At 59.3% G+C, this 19344-nt stretch carries 15 protein-coding genes, 2 rRNA genes and 1 other RNA gene (1 of these 18 running past the window's edge); 11 read left to right on the top strand and 7 right to left on the bottom strand.

The features are described 5' to 3' along the window. The 3 genes from V3390_RS00995 to V3390_RS00985 form a co-directional block, all read left to right on the top strand. Positions 1-2414 (top strand): 23S ribosomal RNA (locus tag V3390_RS00995); it begins 467 nt to the left of the window's first position. A 147-nt stretch (positions 2415-2561) separates the two neighbouring features. Next, positions 2562-2675: ribosomal RNA gene (rrf, locus tag V3390_RS00990) — 5S ribosomal RNA — on the top strand. 97 nt (positions 2676-2772) lie between these two features. Beyond that, the gene (locus V3390_RS00985; RefSeq protein ID WP_331702976.1) at positions 2773-3795 is read left to right on the top strand and encodes a glycosyltransferase family 2 protein; all 1023 of its coding nucleotides are present in this window, start codon (positions 2773-2775) and stop codon (positions 3793-3795) included. A 42-nt stretch (positions 3796-3837) separates the two neighbouring features. Here V3390_RS00985 and rpiA read toward each other — a convergent pair whose 3' ends face one another. The 6 genes from rpiA to V3390_RS00955 form a co-directional block, all read right to left on the bottom strand. Beyond that, positions 3838-4482 (bottom strand): ribose-5-phosphate isomerase RpiA, encoded by a 645-nt coding sequence (gene rpiA, locus V3390_RS00980; RefSeq protein WP_331702975.1) that lies wholly within the window; start codon positions 4480-4482, stop codon positions 3838-3840. 6 nt (positions 4483-4488) lie between these two features. Beyond that, positions 4489-4965, bottom strand: a complete 477-nt coding sequence (locus tag V3390_RS00975) for an EVE domain-containing protein (RefSeq protein ID WP_331689655.1) — start codon at positions 4963-4965, stop codon at positions 4489-4491. A 12-nt stretch (positions 4966-4977) separates the two neighbouring features. Beyond that, the gene (locus V3390_RS00970; RefSeq protein ID WP_425493003.1) at positions 4978-5595 is read right to left on the bottom strand and encodes a 5-formyltetrahydrofolate cyclo-ligase; all 618 of its coding nucleotides are present in this window, start codon (positions 5593-5595) and stop codon (positions 4978-4980) included. A gap of 45 nt (positions 5596-5640) precedes the next feature. Then, a non-coding RNA gene (ssrS, locus tag V3390_RS00965) (6S RNA) lies at positions 5641-5827 on the bottom strand. An 8-nt stretch (positions 5828-5835) separates the two neighbouring features. Then, positions 5836-6153 (bottom strand): cell division protein ZapA, encoded by a 318-nt coding sequence (locus V3390_RS00960; RefSeq protein WP_331702972.1) that lies wholly within the window; start codon positions 6151-6153, stop codon positions 5836-5838. Continuing rightward, on the bottom strand, positions 6150-6371 hold the full coding sequence (locus V3390_RS00955; protein ID WP_331689652.1) for a TIGR02449 family protein: 222 nt from the start codon (positions 6369-6371) through the stop codon (positions 6150-6152). Before V3390_RS00955 ends, V3390_RS00960 begins: the two co-directional genes overlap by 4 nt. Before the next feature lie 103 nt (positions 6372-6474). On the opposite strand from V3390_RS00955, the gene V3390_RS00950 reads away from it, so the two are divergent. From V3390_RS00950 to V3390_RS00915, 8 genes are all read left to right on the top strand, one after another. Then, positions 6475-7023 (top strand): UPF0149 family protein, encoded by a 549-nt coding sequence (locus tag V3390_RS00950; protein ID WP_331702971.1) that lies wholly within the window; start codon positions 6475-6477, stop codon positions 7021-7023. Positions 7024-7025: 2 nt separating this feature from the next. Next, on the top strand, positions 7026-8363 hold the full coding sequence (locus V3390_RS00945) for an aminopeptidase P N-terminal domain-containing protein (protein ID WP_331702970.1): 1338 nt from the start codon (positions 7026-7028) through the stop codon (positions 8361-8363). A gap of 120 nt (positions 8364-8483) precedes the next feature. Beyond that, positions 8484-10721, top strand: coding sequence for a TonB-dependent receptor plug domain-containing protein (locus V3390_RS00940; protein WP_331702969.1), 2238 nt, complete (start codon positions 8484-8486; stop codon positions 10719-10721). Continuing rightward, complete coding sequence (locus V3390_RS00935; protein WP_331702968.1) at positions 10721-11404, top strand: alpha/beta hydrolase; 684 nt, start codon at positions 10721-10723, stop codon at positions 11402-11404. The genes V3390_RS00940 and V3390_RS00935 overlap by 1 nt, the downstream gene beginning before the upstream one ends. Positions 11405-11479: 75 nt before the next feature. After that, positions 11480-12226 carry a LytR/AlgR family response regulator transcription factor gene (locus V3390_RS00930; protein ID WP_331702966.1) on the top strand — a complete coding sequence of 249 codons (747 nt, stop codon included), beginning with the start codon at positions 11480-11482 and terminating at the stop codon, positions 12224-12226. A 7-nt stretch (positions 12227-12233) separates the two neighbouring features. Continuing rightward, the gene (gene hemC, locus V3390_RS00925) at positions 12234-13166 is read left to right on the top strand and encodes a hydroxymethylbilane synthase (protein ID WP_331702965.1); all 933 of its coding nucleotides are present in this window, start codon (positions 12234-12236) and stop codon (positions 13164-13166) included. Between the two features lie 36 nt (positions 13167-13202). Continuing rightward, on the top strand, positions 13203-14168 hold the full coding sequence (locus V3390_RS00920; RefSeq protein ID WP_331689645.1) for a helix-turn-helix transcriptional regulator: 966 nt from the start codon (positions 13203-13205) through the stop codon (positions 14166-14168). A gap of 51 nt (positions 14169-14219) precedes the next feature. Next, positions 14220-16376: a prolyl oligopeptidase family serine peptidase gene (locus V3390_RS00915; protein WP_331702964.1), complete on the top strand. Its 2157-nt coding sequence runs from the start codon at positions 14220-14222 to the stop codon at positions 16374-16376. Positions 16377-16383: 7 nt separating this feature from the next. Here the strand turns inward: V3390_RS00915 and V3390_RS00910 are convergent, their stop codons facing one another. After that, positions 16384-19272, bottom strand: a complete 2889-nt coding sequence (locus tag V3390_RS00910; RefSeq protein ID WP_331702963.1) for a CHAT domain-containing tetratricopeptide repeat protein — start codon at positions 19270-19272, stop codon at positions 16384-16386. Positions 19273-19344: the final 72 nt, after the last annotated feature.

Below are 19344 nucleotides of genomic sequence, written 5' to 3'. Positions count from 1 at the left end.
AACCCCGGAGAGGGGAGTGAAATAGATCCTGAAACCGTGTGCGTACAAGCAGTAGGAGCCGACTTGTTCGGTGACTGCGTACCTTTTGTATAATGGGTCAGCGACTTACAGTTCGTGGCAAGCTTAACCGTATAGGGGAGGCGAAGGGAAACCGAGTCTGAATAGGGCGCATAGTCGCGGGCTGTAGACCCGAAACCGGGTGATCTAGTCATGCCCAGGGTGAAGGTACCGTAACAGGTACTGGAGGCCCGAACCCACGCCCGTTGCAAAGGTCGGGGATGAGGTGTGATTAGGAGTGAAAAGCTAATCGAACCCGGAGATAGCTGGTTCTCCTCGAAAGCTATTTAGGTAGCGCCTCGTATGTATCCTCTTGGGGGTAGAGCACTGTTATGGCTAGGGGGTCATTGCGACTTACCAAACCATTGCAAACTCCGAATACCAAGACGGACTGTACGGGAGACACACGGCGGGTGCTAACGTCCGTCGTGAAAAGGGAAACAACCCAGACCCACAGCTAAGGTCCCAAATTCAGTGCTAAGTGGAAAACCATGTGGAAAGGCACAGACAGCCAGGAGGTTGGCTTAGAAGCAGCCACCCTTTAAAGAAAGCGTAATAGCTCACTGGTCGAGTCGGTCTGCGGGGAAGATTTAACGGGGCTAAGCATTGAACCGAAGCTTGGGGTGCATACTTTTAGTATGCGCGGTAGAGGAGCGTTCCGTAAGCCGATGAAGGTGAGTTGAGAAGCTTGCTGGAGGTATCGGAAGTGCGAATGCTGACATGAGTAACGATAATGCGGGTGAAAAGCCCGCACGCCGAAAGCCCAAGGTTTCCTTGCGCAACGTTAATCGACGCAGGGTGAGTCGGCCCCTAAGGCGAGGCAGAAATGCGTAGTCGATGGGAAGCTGGTTAATATTCCAGCACCTCGCGTAAGTGCGATGGAGGGACGGAGAAGGTTAGGTCTACCGGGCGTTGGTTGTCCCGGGGAAAGGCGGTAGGAGTGGAACTTAGGCAAATCCGGGTTCCTTTAACTCCGAGCACCGAGACGAGCTCTTATGAGCGAAGTGACTAATACCACGCTTCCAGGAAAAGCTCCTAAGCTTCAGCTTACGCAGACCGTACCGTAAACCGACACAGGTGGGCAGGATGAGAATTCTCAGGCGCTTGAGAGAACTCGGGTGAAGGAACTAGGCAAATTGGTACCGTAACTTCGGGAGAAGGTACACCCCTGAGCGTGGCCCATGCGGGTCATAGCGTTCGGGGGTCGCAGAAACTAGGCCGCTGCGACTGTTTATCAAAAACACAGCACTCTGCAAACACGAAAGTGGACGTATAGGGTGTGACGCCTGCCCGGTGCTGGAAGGTTAATTGATGGGGTTAGCGTAAGCGAAGCTCTTGATCGAAGCCCCAGTAAACGGCGGCCGTAACTATAACGGTCCTAAGGTAGCGAAATTCCTTGTCGGGTAAGTTCCGACCTGCACGAATGGCGTAACGACAGCGGCGCTGTCTCCACCCGAGACTCAGTGAAATTGAAATCGCTGTGAAGATGCAGCGTTCCCGTGGCAAGACGGAAAGACCCCGTGAACCTTTACTATAGCTTTACACTGAACGTTGAGTTCGTCTGTGTAGGATAGGTGGGAGGCTTTGAAGCATCGGCGCCAGCCGGTGTGGAGCCATCCTTGAAATACCACCCTGTCGTGCTTGACGTTCTAACCTAGGTCCGTAATCCGGATCAGGGACCGTGTATGGTGGGTAGTTTGACTGGGGCGGTCTCCTCCCAAAGAGTAACGGAGGAGCTCGAAGGTACGCTCAGCGCGGTCGGACATCGCGCACTGTGTGCAAAGGCATAAGCGTGCTTGACTGCAAGATCGACGGATCAAGCAGGTAGGAAACTAGGACTTAGTGATCCGGTGGTTCTGTATGGAAGGGCCATCGCTCAACGGATAAAAGGTACTCCGGGGATAACAGGCTGATACCGCCCAAGAGTTCATATCGACGGCGGTGTTTGGCACCTCGATGTCGGCTCATCACATCCTGGGGCTGAAGACGCTCCCAAGGGTATGGCTGTTCGCCATTTAAAGTGGTACGCGAGCTGGGTTCAGAACGTCGTGAGACAGTTCGGTCCCTATCTGCCATGGGCGTTGGAGATTTGAGAGGGGCTGCTCCTAGTACGAGAGGACCGGAGTGGACGAACCTCTGGTGTTCCGGTTGTCACGCCAGTGGCACTGCCGGGTAGCTATGTTCGGAAGCGATAACCGCTGAAAGCATCTAAGCGGGAAGCGCGCCTCAAGATGAGATCTCCCGGGAGCTTGACTCCCCTTAAGGAACCATCAAGACCAGGTGGTTGATAGGTCAGGTGTGTAAGTGCAGCAATGTATTGAGCTAACTGATACTAATGATCCGTGTGGCTTGACCATATAACCTCAAGTGGCCTTGGCTCGCGACGCGTGCGCAGCAAGGTCCAAAACGAACGCTACATTCCAACCCCTTTTGACGGGACGCAACACGGCACCGTGGGTGCGCAAGAGCGCAACCGGCTGCTCGCGTCCGTCAATCAAGCTTTGTCCAGTGACAATAGCAGAGTGGAACCACCCGATCCCATCCCGAACTCGGAAGTGAAACGCTCTTGCGCCGATGGTAGTGTGGCTTTGCCATGTGAGAGTAGGTCATCGCTGGACATTTATTCGGAAACCCCCGATCGCTAGTGCGATCGGGGGCTTTTTCGTTTTTAGCCCTGTAATCAGGCTCGGTTTACGTTATCCTCTTGGCATACAAATGGAACGTACGGAACGCAACACGGCAGTGAAAAGTGACAATCTCAGTACGTCCGTCGTGCTTGCTACATATAACGGCTCCCGTTTTCTGCGCGCGCAGCTCGACAGTCTGCTGAGTCAGACGCGTTTGCCGGATCAGTTGCTGGTGCGCGATGATGCCTCGACCGATGACGAAGCCACGTGGCGACTGCTTGAAGTGTACGAGTCCAGGTTCATATCGCGCGGCGTGCAGGTTGAAATGGAACGCGGTTTCGACAATGTCGGTTACCGTACCAACTTTGAGCGCCTGTTGCGTAAAGTCACCACCGATGTCGTCTTTCTCTGTGATCAGGACGATGTGTGGCAGCCCCATAAGATCGAGCGGATGATGCAGGAGTTCTCGGCACGTTCGCGTCTGGGACTGCTGTTTACCAATGCACGCTTAGTGGATGCGGCCGGTACCGAGCTCGGGTTTACGCTGTTCGATGGCGTCGGGGTCTCAGGCCAGGAGTTGAGGCGGATTCATCGCGGTGAGACGGCCGACCTGTTATTGCAGCGAACTTTGGTGACCGGCGCCACTATGGCGGTGCGACGTGAAGTATTGGCCGACGTGTTGCCGATCCCTTCGGGCTGGGTGCACGATGAGTGGCTGGCGTTTGTACTGGCCCTGGGTAATCGGTTTGAGATTGATGCCCTCGACGAAAAACTGATCGATTACCGGCAGCACGGCGAGAATGCGATCGGAATGGCGGCGCCTACGGCCGGTAATTTCTGGACAGCCAATGGCCTGCGTCGTGATTCTCAACGAAGCTTGGCATTGCGGCTGCAACGTCTGCTGCACAACAGCAATTTACTGCAGGGCGTGGAGCCGCGTTGGCGTCATGAACTGGAGCAACGTCGGATTCATGCGCATCATCGCGGCCATCTGTCGCGCAATCCGATTAAACGGATTGGTGCGGTCGCGCGTGAGGCCATGTCCGGCCGCTACTCGCGTTATGCGCTTGGACTGCGCTCGATTGTGTCCGACATTGCGCTACTGAAGTGAAGTAGCAAAACGCGGATCGGCCCGGGCGCTACCTACTTTTACTTACTTGCCGACGATCAGAATATCGGCAGGACGCAATGCAAACAGACCGACAGTGACGACACCCGGAATCTGATTGAGCTTGGTTTCCAACGCAGCGGGGTCGGCAATGCGCAGGCCATGCAAATCCAGAATGTGATTGCCGTTATCGGTCACCACCGCAGTGGCCTCATCTTTCATGCGCCAGACGGGTTGGCCGCCGGTGAGGCGAACCAGTTCGCGAGCCACGAGTGAGCGAGCCATGGGGATCACTTCGACAGGCAAGGGGAATGCGCCCAGGTGCTCAACTTGCTTGGAGGGGTCGACGATGCAGACAAATTTCTCGCTGGCTTGCGCAATGACTTTCTCGCGCGTCAGTGCGGCGCCACCACCCTTGATCAGATTGCGCTGCGGATCGCATTCGTCGGCGCCATCGACATATAGCGAGAGTTGACCGACGCTGTTCAAGTCGAACACTTCGATGCCGTGGGCCCGCAGTTTCTCAGTGCTCTGTTCCGATGAGGAGACCGTGCCCTTGATGCGGTCCTTGATACGTGCCAGTCCGTCAATGAAATAGGCAACAGTCGAGCCGGTGCCGACGCCAACGATCATTCCATCTTCGACATACTGCAGCGCGGATTCGGCGGCGAGACGTTTTGCTTCGGTCATGATCAGTTACCTTTTGGATTTGGCGAGTTGGACGGCGGTGCGGAAATCTTCGGCGCTGACCGGTGCCACCGACAGGCGGCTGCCTTTACGTACCGGTACGAAATCTGCGGAAAACAGGTGGGCGTGCGATTTGATTTCAGCAAGGCTTAGAATCTTTGAGAACTTGCTGACAAACTGCACATCGACCATGAACCAGCGCGGTGTCTCGCGTGTGGCCTTGGGGTCGTAATAATCAGACTCCGGATCAAACTGAGTCTCATCGGGATACGCAGTGCGCGCAATTCGGGCCAAGCCTGCGATGCCGGCCGGCTTGGCATTGGAGTGATAGAACAGGACCTCATCGCCGACACGCATATCGTCGCGCATCGAATTGCGCGCCTGATAATTACGCACGCCGCTCCAGGGCTCCTGCGCTACGGCCGCAAGATCATCAATGGAGAATGCATCGGGCTCGGATTTCATGAGCCAATATTGTTTCGGCATGGCAGCGTAGTGTCAGTGACTAAAAGAGTTGGCGGTGGACCGGACCAGCAGTTGGCGCGTGGGAGTGCAAATGGCGTCCGGGCGCACATCCCACGGTTCCACATTGAATGTGCCGACCGATACAGCTTGCACATCATAGCCGACGCCCACCAGCCATGGCGGGGGCGGGGCATTATCCGGTGCGGTGCGGAAGGCAAAGGTGCGGTCGTAGAATCCGCCACCCATGCCGAGGCGATTGCCTTCGTCATCAAAACCGACGAGCGGCATCACGACCAGTTGCATGTCCTGCGCGGTGAGCAGTGACGACTCGCTGTACACGGGCTCGGGAATGCCAAAGCGATTGTGCTGCAAGGGATCGCCCGCAAAATAGGGTGCAAAACGCAAGGTCTTGCCGGGGGCCAGCACCGGCAAGCAGGGGATCACGTTCGAAGGCAGCCCCAGCAGCCATGCATGCAGAGCCAGCTCACCATCGGTGGACCAATATCCCGCGACGTAACCGCTCTGCGGCGCAAACGGCAGCGACAGCAAAGACGCTGCCACATCGTTGGCGGCACGGATGCGCTCGGTAGGGGATAGCGAACGGCGGCGTTCGCGCAACTCGGCTCGTAGTTCCTGTCGCATGCGTGAGATCGGGACGTATGCCTTGGCTCAGGGCCGGAGCCGGTGAGAGAGAAAGAGTCCACCGCCACAGGCGATGTGAATGAAACGACCTTGAACCCAGGGTCCAAGTGGAAGCGCGCGGTGATCGTTGGGCTTCCCGCTCGAGGGCAGGCATGCACGCCGGATCACGTTGACAATTCCGGTGTCGTTTTTAAGGGACAAGGCATTTGTTTACATGCACTGTCGCTTAGGGCAGAGGACCAGTGGAGATTATACCGCCGGATCGGGCTGCAGCGTATCCAGTTTGTCGGCCAATGTGCGCACGACATCGGACAGTTCAGTTTCGCGGCGGCTTTGGGCCTTTTGCAGGGCGTGGAACTCCGACACGAAATTCAGCGCCGCCAGCAGCATCACGCGATCCATGGCAGCCATGCGGTTAACGCCGCGGATTGCGCGCATTTTGCTGTCGAGTGCTTCGGCGGCCTCCAGCAGAGCGGCTTTTTCGTCCGGCTCGCAGCCGACGGTGAATTCCTTGTCGAGAATGCGAATCTTGACGGGGATTGGGGCAGATTCTGCAGCCGCGGTCACGTATTTTGCTCCAGGGATTTCAGGCGGACGATCATCGCTTCGACACGTTGGCGGGCCTGCTCGTTCTTGGCCATTAGTGCCGAACGCTCGGCGTGCAACTGCTCCTGCTGCTGGCGCAGGCTGCGGTTTTCGTCAGTCAGTCGGCGCACACGGTCATGCATGCCATCGACACGGGTCAATAAAGCCTGCAGCTGGTCGTAAACGTTATCGGTGCTCATGAGACTAATGATAGTGACTTACGGGGCCGGGGGGGGAATTGTTAACTGCAATTAATTCCCTCCGTCCCCTTTTATAATGGGGGAAAGTTGCCGGAAGGGTTTGATGGGAAAGTTGCCCGAAGAGTTTCAAGTCGCGGCTGAAGTGGCCGAGATGGGTGCCGACGTCAGCGCGTCGGAGTTGCATGGCTTGCTGTCAGGATGGCTGGCGGCCGGTGGAGCGCTGAGCGCCGATTGGCCCGCGCAGCTGCTGGTGGATCCGGCTCTGCCGAAGCCGGCCGAGGATTCCGAGCTGCACAAACTGGCGCAGACCACCGCGCAGCAGTTCAAGGACACGGAGTTCGGGTTCCAGTTGCTGCTTCCGGACGATGACGATGACGCGACCGATGTCGCGCTGCGGGCCGCTCGCTTGCTCGAGTGGTGCGGTGGCTTTGTCGCCGGCTTTGGGCTGGGCGGTGCCAAGTCAGACAGTCTGTCCGAGGATGGCCAGGAGGCATTGCACGATCTGGTGGCAATGTCGCGCTCGGATCTCGAGGCCGAGGCGGACTCCGACGAAGACGCCCTGACCGAGATCGAAGAGTACGTCAAAGTCGCCGCGCTGCTGTTGCATAGCGAAGTGGCCATGGCGCGCGATTACCGTCGGCAGTTCAACTGAATATGAAACCGATTGCCAAGGTCGGCAAGGCCCGCTACCAATCGCGTCGTAAACGTCTGCTCGAATCCGTTGGCGAAGGCGGCATCGTCATCGTCGCTGCGGCAACCGAGAAAGTGCGCAGTCGCGATACGTATTACGCGTTCCGGCAGGATTCGGATCTGCTGTATCTGACGGGTTTTGAAGAGCCCGAAGCCATCTTGGTGCTGGTGCCCGGACGCAAGCATGGCGAGTGCATTCTGTTCTGCCGTGACCGCGATCCGCACCGTGAGGCTTGGGATGGCGCACGACTCGGACCCGATGGTGCCCCCGACGCACTCGGCATCGACGATGCGTATCCGATCACGGACATTGACGACATCCTGCCGGGCCTGATCGAAGGCCGTGGTCGCATCTTTGCGCATTTCGGCCGTGACAGCGAGTTCGATTCGCGGCTGATGTCCTGGCTCAACCGCACGCGCGCGATGATGCACATGGGCAATCCGCCACCGCGTGAGCTGCTGGACTTGAGCGTGTTGATCAACGAGCAGCGCCTGATCAAGGACAAGGACGAACTGTTGCTGATGCGTCGGGCGGCAGACATTGCCGTGCTCGGGCATGAGGCCGCGATGCGCGCGGTGCAGCCGGGGATGTACGAATACCAATTGCAGGCGGAACTGGAACGCGTATTCAAATGGCACGATGCCACGCCGGCCTATACCAGCATCGTCGGCGCCGGCAGCAATAGCTGCGTGCTGCATTACGTCACCAATCGCGATCGCATCGGCAAGAACGATCTGGTGCTGATTGACGCGGGTGCAGAGTATCGAGGATACGCATCGGACATTACGCGTACGTTCCCTGCAGGTGGACGTTTCAGCAAGGCGCAACGGCAACTGCACGATATCGTGGTGAAGGCCAACCGCGCTGCACTGGCGCAAGTGGAGCCGGGCGCTGTATACGAGCTGCAACATCTGGCCGCCGTCACAACCTTGACCGAAGGCCTGCTCGAGCTCGGACTGCTCAAGGGCAAACTCGAAACGCTGGTTCGGAACGGCGCATATAAGCGGTTTTACCCACATAAAACAGGCCATTGGCTGGGCTTGGACACCCACGATGTCGGCGACTATCGGATCGACGGCGAGTCGCGGATTCTGGAGCAGGGTATGGTGTTTACCATCGAGCCCGGGCTGTACATTCCGCACGATGCGACCGAGGTTGATGCCAAATGGCGCGGCATCGGGATTCGTATCGAGGATGACGTCCTGGTCACCGAGACCGGTTACGAAGTGCTGACCGATGCACTGGTCCGCGATGCGGACTCCATCGAACAGTTCATGGCTGCAAACAACGTCAATAACTGAACGGCCGATTACTTGCCTAGTCAACTTTTGTCGAGTTGATGCGTTTCCATGACAGATTGCACATGCCGCCGGCGAACGCGGGCCGTACGCTTTGCCACTACTGTTAAGGAACCCCCTCGAATGTCTGCTATTTCTGCGCCTGTACGCGCCCAACTGACTCTGGCGATTGCCATGGCTTTGGTCTCTCCGACCGCCATCGCTCAGGCGCAAAACACGACCACTGCAGACTCCGCAGCCACAGCCACAGCAACGGCCGATGCCGACAAGGCCGCCGCCGAAAAGACCACCAAGGTCGGCACCGTCAAGGTGCAGGGCGCCAGCGATACCGATGAGCGTCGCAACGAGTCCGTCTCTAAAATCATCTACAAGCGCGATGACCTGCTCAAGCAAGGCGACACCAGTATCTTTGACGTGCTCAAGCGTCTGCCGGGTGTGAGCCAGGGCGGTCGCGGTGGTGGCCCGCGTATGCGCGGCTTAGGTGGTGGCTACACGCAGATTCTGGTCGATGGCCAAGCGCAGGGTAGTGGCTTCAATCTTTCGCAGATTGCACCGGAGATGATTGAGCGCATCGAAGTGATCCCCAGCGCAACTGCCGAGAACAGCACGCGTGCCGTGGCGGGTACGATCAACGTCGTACTGCGCAAGAACCTGTCACGATCGCAACGCAAACTGAGTGCCTTTGGTGGCACCGGCGGCGGACGCGATATGGGCGGCGCCAACATTACGTTCTCCAATTCCACGCCGACGTTCGGTTACAACGTCATGCTCGGCACCATGGCAATGGATTCCGAGACGCAGTCGAGCAGCGAGGAACGTCGCTTCGATGACAACGGCAACCTGATTGCCCAGCGCCTCAACGCCAGCGATGTGGACTCCAGCAACCGCGGGCTGATGAGCATGACGCGGTTGAACTGGACGTTTCCGAGCGGTGACTCGATGGCGTTCCAGATGATGGCTAATGTCGGCAAGTCCGAAAGCGTCGCCGATGTGTCTTACCTCTCGCCGGTCGGTGCGCAGGCTGCAATTCCGTATTCCGTCACTGAAACCGAATCCAAGTCGCGCGGGGCACGGCCTTCGCTCGAATATACGCATCCCTTTGGCGATGCCGGTACGTTCTCCACGCGCGTGGGCCTGGAGTACGACAAGAGCAAGTCAACCTCGCCGCTGACCGGTTATGACGTCAATCACAACCTGCTGATCGACCGCTACTGGGTGTCCGAGAACACCTCGCGCGGCATCAAGAACAACGGCAAGATCGAGAACACGATCGCCAAGAAGCACAAGGTCAGTACGGGCTGGGAATTCGGCACCGATGACACTGAGCAGGTCCGTAACCAATGGGATACGCCGGTCGGTCAGGCCACCTCGTATTTCACCGACAAGGTCAATGTCAAAATCAACCGCGCCGCTGTGTTTGCGCAAGATGAGTTCCCGGTCAGCAAAGATGTGTCGGCCTACCTGGGTCTGCGCTGGGAGGGCTCCAAGACCTACGTCAATGGCCTGCAGTTCGGTTCGTTCACCAACAGCACCAGCGTCCTGAGCCCGATTGCCAACCTGCTGTGGCGCCTGCCCGGCAAGGAGCGCGATCAGATTCGTGTGGGCCTGGCACGCACTTATAACCAGCCGGGTTCGAGCCAACTGATCCCGCGGGCCACGCCTTCGATTGACGGTCAGAACTCGGTCAACTCGCCGTTGAGCACCGGTAATCCGCAACTGCGTCCGGAGCTGTCGATGGGTCTTGATGTCGCCTACGAACATTACTTCGGCAAGACCGGTTTTATGGGCCTGAGTGCTTATTACCGCGACATTGACGATGCGATCACCAACATTATCCAGTTCGACAACAGCATGAACCTGTGGGTCAGCCGTCCGGAAAATGCCGGCACCGCTAAAGCCTGGGGTGCAACCGCCGAAGCCAAGTTCCCGTTGCGCGCGTTGCTGCCAACCGGCCCCGACATGGACATTCGTTCCAATCTGTCCTGGAATCGTTCGCGCGTGAGCTACTGGTCCGCACCGTACAACGCACTGGCATCGCAAACGCCGCTGACGGGTAACTTCGGTTTCGACTGGCGTCCCAGCTCCAAGATGACGCTGGGTTCGGACCTGAGCTACAACCAAGGTCGCACCTCGCGCACCTCCGACAACTCGATCGCCCGAACCTGGTCGATCTGGAACCTGGATGCCTTCGTCACGTATAAGTTCACGCCCAAGCTGCTGCTGCGTGCCTCGGCCAACAACCTGTTGCCTAAGGATGAGCACAACTACGCGTACTCGGATCTGCCGGTCGGTTACAGCGAGCGCGATTCGTGGTCCAATAACTATCGCTCCTACCGCCTGATGTTTGAGTACAAATTCTAATGTCGCAATTGCTCGAAACCCACGTCGTCACCACCGGTCCCGCACCGCGCTATGTCGTCATCTGGCTGCATGGCCTGGGTGCCGACGGCTTTGATTTCGCACCGCTGGTTCCCGAACTGGTGGCGCCGGATTGGCCCGATCTGAAATTCGTGTTCCCGCATGCACCCGTGCGACCGATTACGATCAATAACGGCTATTCGATGCGGGCCTGGTACGACATCCGCGAAATGGACCTCGAGCAGCGCGCCGATCTCGAAGGCGTTTACGCGTCGGTGGCGCAGATTGATGCCCTGATCGATGCAGAGATCGCCGCCGGATTTGCACCCGAGAACGTGTTGCTGGCGGGCTTCTCGCAAGGTGGCGCCATTGCCCTGACGATGGCGCTGCAGTCCCGTCATGCAGTTCCGCACGTGATTGCCTTATCCACTTATCTGCCGGCACCGACGGCGACGACCGAGCAGTACCGCAACAGCGGTCGCAGTCCGGCCACCAAGATCTTCATGGCCCATGGCATGCAGGATCCGGTGGTGCCGGTGCAGGCAGGCATGCAGTCTTACCAACTGCTCGAGTCGGTCGGGTTCAATGTGCAGTGGCATGCCTACCCGGGTTTGCAGCACCAGTTAGCCCAGCAAGAGGTTACGGATCTTCAGCGCTGGTTAGGCGCGATTCTGACGGCGAGCTAATCCGATCGCCGATAGGCCCGCCCGCGCATCGGGCGCACCTTGGATTCCTCATCCATGACCAAAGGGGAATCCAAAATGAAAGTGCTGATTATCGAGTCCGATTTGCGGCTGTGCCGTCACTGGGTGTCGCGCCTGCGTTCAGAACGGGTGGATGCGGAGATTCACCAGACCTCGGAGTTACGGGGTGCCTTTGGTGCCTTCCAGCAGTTAAAGCCCGAGGTGGTGCTGCTCGATCTGCAGATCGGTCACGGCCGTGGTCTGGAGCTGTGCCGGCGCATTGGCGACTGGAGCGAACGTACGGCGGTGGTGGTGATCGGCAGTAAAGCGTCCGATGCCTGCGCCGCGCTTGATGCCGGTGCCGTCGATTTTCTGGTCCGCCCCTTGGAATACGAGCGCCTCGAGCAGGCCCTCGACAAGGCGGCACATCTGTCAGCGGGTCTGCGCACGGAGCGTCTGCGGGTCGCTGAAACCGAGAGTCCCTTCGAATTTGTCGCCTCGCGTCTGCATGGCGAGCTCAAGATCATTCCGATTCGGGAGATTCGCTGTTTCCGCGCCGAGGACAAGTACGTCACCGCAGTGCATCGGCACGGCGAGGATCTGATTGACGAACCCCTGTGGCGGCTCGAGGAGCGCTTTGGGGCGCATCATTTCGTCCGGGTGCATCGCAACGGTCTGGTCGCGCGGCAGGCGATTCGCTCCCTACGTTCCAGCGGAAGGCATCGCCACACCGTTATCTTGCACGACGGGCAGGAGATGCCGGTCAGCCGACGCCACGTGGCGCCGCTGCGTCGCCTTCTGCTCGACCGCCTAAATGGCGGATAATAAACGCATGACCGTGCTGAAAATTGCTACCCGAAAGAGTCCTCTGGCCCTCTGGCAAACCGAATACGTGGCCGCCCAACTTAAGGCGGCCCATCCCGGTGTCGAAATTGAACTGGTGCCGCTGAGCACCCGTGGCGATGAGGTTCTGGACCGCTCCCTGGCAGCAATCGGTGGCAAGGGTCTGTTCCTAAAAGAGCTGGAGCTGGCCATGGAGCGCGGTGAGGCCAATTTGGCTGTCCATTCGCTCAAAGATGTGCCGATGGAGCTGGAACCGGGCTTTACCCTGGCGGCCGTCCTGCCACGCGAGGACGAGTCCGATGCCCTGGTCAGCAATGTCGCGGCAGACCTGGAGTCACTGCCAACCGGTGCAATCGTCGGGACTTCGTCGCTGCGCCGGCAAGCGCAGTTACGTGCATTGCGCCCCGATCTCGAGATTCGCGATCTGCGCGGCAACGTCAATACGCGTCTGGCCAAGTTGGATGCGGGTGAGTACGACGCCATTATTCTGGCCGCGGCCGGCTTGAAGCGTCTGGGCTTTGACGCCCGAATCCGCACGCGCTTGCAGGCACCGCACTGGTTGCCCGCGCCGGCCCAGGGTGCCATCGCCATTGAATGCTTTGCTGCCGATGCCGAGAGCCTGCGACTGTGCCGCGCCTTGAACGATGCGGCAACCTGGACCCGCGTGAGCGCCGAGCGTGCCATGAACCGCGCATTGCACGGTAGCTGTCACGTCCCGGTCTCCGCCTTGGCCACACTCCATGGCGACCGTCTGCATCTGCAAGGCGCCGTGGGCGATGTGGTGACCGGCCGTCTGGTCCGCGCCGAGGCCGAAATGCTTCTGACTGACGATCACTCACCCGAGGATTTGGGCCGGTTTGTGGCCAATCAACTGCTCGAAGGCGGTGCGGCCGAGTTGCTCGGTGCCGCTTTGCTAGACTAGGCGAGGCGGCCAGTTCACGGCCGAGCGGAGGCCGATTTGGACAAGACAGAACGCGTCATCAAACTGCACAAGATCCTGGCGGGTCGTCGCACGCCGATTGGTGTGCAGGAACTGATGGATCGACTCGAGACCTCGCGCGCAACTGTCTATCGCGATATCAACTATCTGCGCGATTACCTGCAAGCCCCGGTCGAGACGGGTGATGATGGCGTCTGGTACGACCATCAGCAGGATGATCGGTTTGAATTGCCCGGCATGTGGCTGACGCCCGACGAGCTCAATGCGTTGCTGGCCGTGCAGGCCATGGCGGCCCGCACGCAAGGCGGTCTGCGCGATCTGCTGGCCCCGTTAGAAAAGCGCGTCAACACCATGTTCGAGAAAACGGTCGGCGGTAAACGGCGTCCCGCGCTCGAGCGCCTACGCATGTTGCCGCACCAGATCCGCAATATCCCTGACGAAGTCTTTCGCGTGATCGCCACGGCAGTGCTGCAGCGGACGCGCATCGAGTTCGATTACCGGGCACGCACCACCGGCGAACGGACCCATCGCGTGGTGTCACCGCAACTGCTGACCTATTACCGCGACACCTGGTATCTCGATGCAATCGACGAGACCAAGCGCCAGTTCCGTCGCTTCTCGCTCGATTGCATCAGCAAGCCCACGCTACGTGACGAACGCGCTGCCGACATGAGTGACGAGGAGCTCGCCCGCGAAACTGAGGGCGGCTACGGCATCTTCAGTGGCGATGGCCGCAACATTGCCACCATTGTCTTCTCGCAAAAGATGGCGCGCTGGGTTGCCGACCAGGTCTGGCACCCCGATCAGCAGGCCCGCTTTTTGCCCGACGGCCGTTTTGAACTGCGCGTTCCCTACAGCAACAGCAGCGAATTGCTGATGGACGTGCTGCAGTTCGGCGAGGGTGCCGAGGTCATCGCGCCCATCAAACTGCGCGAGCAGGCCCGTGCCACCTTGATGCTGGCGCTAAACAAGTACGAATCCTGACTGCTGCGTGCGGTCTCATCTTATTGACATTGAACAGAGTGAATCTACCGAATGACCGTATCGCGCTGGCAGACCCTAGGTACCTTGGCTCTCGCATCGTCGTTGCTGACTGCAACGGCCTTTGCCGCCAATCCTAAATCCGCATCCAAAGTGAAGACTTCTTCGACAAAATCCATGAACAGCAACGTACCCGCCGATCCGTATCTCTGGCTCGAAGATGTCGAAGGCGAACGCCAGCTGGCGTGGGTCCGTGAGCGCAACAAGTCGGTTGAGTCGCTGACATCCACCGCCGAATTCAAAAAGCTCGAGGCCGACATTCTGGCCCAGCTCGATTCCAAGGCCAAGATTCCGGGTGTCGGCAAGATCGGCGAGTTCTACTACAACCTGTGGAAGGATGAGACCAATCCGCGCGGTCTGTGGCGGCGAACCACGCTAGAGGAGTTCCGCAAGTCCGAACCCAAGTGGGAAACGGTGCTCGATCTCGATGCGCTGGGTAAGGCAGAAAACGTCAATTGGGTCTATAAGGGTGCCGATTGTCCGCCGCCTTATAACCGCTGCCTGGTGGAACTCTCGCGCGGCGGTGCCGATGCCGTCGAAATCCGTGAGTTCGATCTGAACACGCGCACCTTTATCAAGGATGGTTTCCGCTTGCCCGAGGCCAAGGGCAGCATGACCTATATGGACGCCGACACGGTCTTCGTCAGTACGGACTTTGGTCCGGGTTCGATGAGTCCGTCGGGTTATCCGCGCATCGTCAAAATCTGGAAGCGCGGCACGCCCCTGAACGCGGCCAAGACGGTGTACGAAGCCGGTGCCAAAGACATGACCGCAGGCGCCACGCACGATTTCACGCCGGGATATGAGCGTAATTTTGTGTACCGCGTGCCGGATTTCTACAGCATCGAACTGTTTGAGCTGACCAAGGCCGGCAAGTTGGTCAAGGTCGAGGCCCCCGACAGCGCTGAAAAATCAGTGGTGCGGGACTGGTTGCTGATCAAACCGCGCGAGGATTACAAGGTTGGCACGACGGTATATCCCGCCGGCTCGCTGATCGCTGCGAACTACGATCAGTTCAAGGCCGGCAAGCGCGAGTTCAAGGTGCTGTTCACGCCCGACGCGCAGACGGCGCTGCAGAGCTTTACGGCAACGCGCAACTATCTGGTGCTGGGTACGCTGCAAGATGTGAAATCGCGCCTGACGGTGCTGAAGATCCCGCCGGCAGGTCAAAGCGACTGGCAGCAAGTCGATCAGCCGGGTATCCCGGCCATCGGTGATGTCTCCGTCAGTGCTGTTGATGCATTGGAGTCCGATGCCCTGTGGATGACGAGCACCGATTTCCTGAGCCCGACCACCTTGTCGTGGCTGGATGTCGGCAGCTTGCCTATCGCACTGAAATCCAATCCGATGTTCTGGGATGGCAGCAACTACCAGGTCAAGCAGGAATTTGCCACCAGCAACGATGGCACCAAGATTCCGTACTTCATTGTGATGCACAAGGACACCAAGCTCGACAGCAAGAATCCGACGCTGCTGTACGGCTACGGCGGTTTCGAAGTGCCGATGCTGCCGGCATATTCCGGTACGCGCGGCATGGCCTGGCTGGATAAGGGCGGCGTGTTTGTGCTGGCCAATATCCGCGGCGGCGGCGAATACGGTCCGAACTGGCACCAGTCGGTCATCAAGCAAAATCGCCATAAGGTCTACGAGGATTTCTCCTCGGTCGCCAAGCATCTGGTGTTGACCGGTGTGACCTCGTCGGAGCACCTGGGTGCGATGGGCGGCTCCAATGGGGGCCTGCTGACCGGCAACATGCTGACGCAGTATCCGGAGCTGTTCGGCGCCATCGTGATTCAAGTGCCGCTGCTGGACATGTACCGCTACAGCCAACTGCTGGCAGGTAACAGCTGGATGGCCGAGTACGGCGATCCGCAGACCAAGGACTGGGAATTCATCAGGACCTTCTCGCCGTATCACCTGTTCGATGCCAAGCGCCAATACCCGCCGACTTTGTTCACGACCTCGACGCGTGACGACCGCGTGCATCCCGCACACGCACGTAAGATGATGGCCAAGATGCTGGAGGCAGGTAAGACAGCGTACTACTACGAGAACATCGAAGGCGGCCACGGCGGCGCAGCCAACAATGCGCAGGCCGCGCACATGTGGGCGTTGTCGTACACCTTCCTGTGGAACGAGTTGTCTAAGTAAGCCGCGCTTACTGTCCGATCAGTACGAAGGGTGCCCAGGCGGCTGGATTCGCGCCGCCGGGTACCGATGGGTCTGAAATCAGCTTGAGCTGCGATGCGCGCAGGGCTTGCGCTCGGTTCGTGCCACGGCGAGCGGCCTGCACGGTCTGCAGACTCAATCGTGATGCGATGTCATCGCGCACCGGCCATTGCGATAACAGCAGACTGCGCGCACCCGCATAAATAAAGGCACGCGCCAGTCCCGAATACATAGGTGCTCCGGTGGAATCACCAGCAGCGGTATTACAAGCCGACAGAATGACCCAATCGGCGTTGAGCCGCAGAGTGGCAACATCCGATGCTGTCAGCACGCCGCTATCAGCCTGACTGCTGACCGGCGTCATGACGAGGCCAGGTTCCGTCAAACCACGCAATTCACCGCTGACTAGACCATGCGTGGCAAACGCAAGGACATCGTAGGGACGCAGGTCGATTTGCAGCAGGCGCGAGCGGGTCGCATCCGCGCCCGTCAGCAGCAAGGAATGTTCGCTACCGAACGCTGCAGACAGGTTCTGCAGCTCCTGCTGTGCACCCGGCAAGGGCGGCAGGTCGGCTACTTCGATATCCGCCGCACCGCCTTGACCGACGCCACGTAGCGCCAAAGCGAAAGGCGTCTTGCCCTGCAGCGCGGGTGCGCCGATGCCGGCAAAGCGCATGCCGTCGCGAGCAGGCCGCTCATTGCCGATCAGGGCCAAGGAGGCCGGCGTCAGCACGGCCTGCCGCTTGATCAGCCAGGGGGCCTTCCGCAGCGCCACGGCACCTAGAGTATCGGTTGCGGGTTTGCGGGTCAGCAGGGCTGCAAACGGAATGGATGCCAGCGAACCGCCGGCTTGCACATGCAACGTGTCGGCGCGAGCGGCGATCTTGTCCAGCGCTGGCGGAAGCACCGCCTGAAAGATGCCATTCGCAGCGGCGGCATCAAACGGCGCCGTAAAGTCATCGCGCTCCAGTGCCGACTGGATGCTGCCGCGCATCCGCGCAACCCACTGATCGACGGTGCTGCGACCAATGGTGCCGATGGCATGATCCACGCGTTTTTTGCCGACCAGCATGGAGATATTGGAGGCGGTGCCGGCGTGTACGATCAGCAGCGATTCGCTGGCGTGCAGACGCGACTGCAGCTCGCGCAAGGACATGGGCGCCGGCCGAATCAGCTGTCCGTATTGCGGAAACTCGGCATTGATGGCCGCACTTGCACCGGCAATCTCGCGCTCCATGCGTTCGGCTTGCGTGTCGAGCGCTGCAACCTCGGTGAGTTTGGATGCAGCGAGGAGGGCTGAGCGCTCGCTACGCAGCTTGCCCAATGCCGCATTCTGATCCTGCAGCGAACGCAGGCGCGCCGCCAGCGACTCGTTGCCGGCCGTGGTGCGTGCCATCAGCGCCGCACCGGCATGATCCAGGTCGCTCAACTGAGCCAGCTGCAAGGCCTCAAATGCATCGTCATCGTGGCCGCTCAGGAGCGCAAGCTTGGCAAACTCCGTGAATGCACCGGCAAACTGTGCGGCATTGCGCAGCGTCTGGGTGGGCGTCGTCAGATCTTCGAGCACGGCATCGCGTGCAGTCTGCATCGCAGCTTTGGCGATGGCATAGCCGGTGGCATCACCGGTCTGCACGCGAGCGGCACCTTCGAGCACTTGCGTCTGAATGCGCAGTTTGGCCCGTGGTTTTTGCACCTTTTCGTTGATGGCGCTCGCCGTCTGCAACAGTGGCAGTGCAGCCTCGGCATCACCGGCGGCCAATAGCGAAGCGCCCAGATCACTACTGGCCCGTGCGTAGGTTGCATGCTGTTCGCCAAGCGATTTTCGCACCGAGTCGAGCACTTCACGACGTAGTGCCATCGTATCCGAAGTGCGGCCCATGCCTTCGTAGGCCATGGCCAGATTCAGTGCGACCTCGCCGTACAGATGCGGCGCAGCCGTGTACGGATAGTTCTTTACGTGCTGCACCGCCATTTCATAGAATGGCACGGCGGCGGCCGGGCCCTTGCTACCCAGTGCGGCGGCACCAAGACTGTTCAAGGTAAAGGTTAACGAAGGACTCTTCTCGCCCTCGGTTTTACGGGTGATTTCGAGCGTGCGCTGCAGAATGCCCTGCGCCTCGGTAAAGCGGCCGGCGTTGTTGAGTTCGGTGGCCAGGTTGCGCAGAGCGCCTACGGTAAACGGATGCTCGGTGCCCAGTTTTTCCTCGGAGTACCTGGAAACGGACTGTAATTCGCGAATACCGTCGGCGGTGCGACCACTGCCGGTCAGCAGCGTGGCCCAGTTGATCCACAGTCGCGTCACGGTGGTGTCGGCGAGTTTATTGCTGCGCGCCAGTGCAACGGCCTCAGCGGCAGCCGACTCGGCAGCGACCGGATCACCGGTGGCGTTCAGCAAAGCGGCGACCTCGGCGGTGGAGGTGATGTATTCCTCGCTTTGCTTGCCCTTATGTTCGGCAAACCAGGCACGGTTGGATTGCAGTTCGCTCAGTGCCTCGGCGGTGCGACCCATCTGACCGAGTAGGGCGGCACGGTTGGCCCGCATCTCCTGCATCAAGGCCGAATCGCGCTCCGACGTCTTGCCCAGATCGCTGATGATCGCATTCATCAGTTCCAGCGCCTTGGCCGCATTGCCGGCAAAGAACCAGGTGCTCGCCTCAATCCGTCGAATCGTATACAGGTCCGCCAGCGGCAGAGTACGGTCTTTACGCGCCAGAGCCATCAGTGCCTCGGTCTTGGCCAGTACCTGATCCTTGGGCGTGGCGCGCAGGTCAATGCCCTCGAGCGCTTTGATCTGCTGCTGCAGTGTCGAAGGCCCTGCGGCGGCCGTACCAGCAACAAGAAGTGCTGCAACGGCACACTGAATGGCAAAACGCTTCATCCACGACTCCCCAAATCCGGTTGATGGCGCGCAGATGACAAGCATTGTCATGCCCGCTCGGTCAGTCTGCAC

This window comes from Aquilutibacter rugosus, assembly GCF_036541335.1.
Classification (GTDB): domain Bacteria; phylum Pseudomonadota; class Gammaproteobacteria; order Xanthomonadales; family Xanthomonadaceae; genus Aquilutibacter; species Aquilutibacter rugosus.
This window is presented reverse-complemented; position numbering and strand designations above follow the sequence as displayed.

What these genes read in the sequence shown, in the direction of transcription:
- V3390_RS00930 (WP_331702966.1), top strand. Translation starts at nt 11,480, where the DNA reads ATGAAAGTGCTGATTATCGAGTCCGATTTGCGGCTGTGCCGTCACTGG.
- V3390_RS00935 (WP_331702968.1), top strand. Translation starts at nt 10,721, where the DNA reads ATGTCGCAATTGCTCGAAACCCACGTCGTCACCACCGGTCCCGCACCG.
- V3390_RS00945 (WP_331702970.1), top strand. Translation starts at nt 7,026, where the DNA reads ATGAAACCGATTGCCAAGGTCGGCAAGGCCCGCTACCAATCGCGTCGT.
- rpiA (WP_331702975.1), bottom strand. Translation starts at nt 4,482, where the DNA reads ATGACCGAAGCAAAACGTCTCGCCGCCGAATCCGCGCTGCAGTATGTC.
- V3390_RS00975 (WP_331689655.1), bottom strand. Translation starts at nt 4,965, where the DNA reads ATGCCGAAACAATATTGGCTCATGAAATCCGAGCCCGATGCATTCTCC.
- hemC (WP_331702965.1), top strand. Translation starts at nt 12,234, where the DNA reads ATGACCGTGCTGAAAATTGCTACCCGAAAGAGTCCTCTGGCCCTCTGG.
- V3390_RS00940 (WP_331702969.1), top strand. Translation starts at nt 8,484, where the DNA reads ATGTCTGCTATTTCTGCGCCTGTACGCGCCCAACTGACTCTGGCGATT.
- V3390_RS00910 (WP_331702963.1), bottom strand. Translation starts at nt 19,272, where the DNA reads ATGAAGCGTTTTGCCATTCAGTGTGCCGTTGCAGCACTTCTTGTTGCT.
- V3390_RS00950 (WP_331702971.1), top strand. Translation starts at nt 6,475, where the DNA reads ATGGGAAAGTTGCCCGAAGAGTTTCAAGTCGCGGCTGAAGTGGCCGAG.
- V3390_RS00915 (WP_331702964.1), top strand. Translation starts at nt 14,220, where the DNA reads ATGACCGTATCGCGCTGGCAGACCCTAGGTACCTTGGCTCTCGCATCG.
- V3390_RS00985 (WP_331702976.1), top strand. Translation starts at nt 2,773, where the DNA reads ATGGAACGTACGGAACGCAACACGGCAGTGAAAAGTGACAATCTCAGT.
- V3390_RS00955 (WP_331689652.1), bottom strand. Translation starts at nt 6,371, where the DNA reads ATGAGCACCGATAACGTTTACGACCAGCTGCAGGCTTTATTGACCCGT.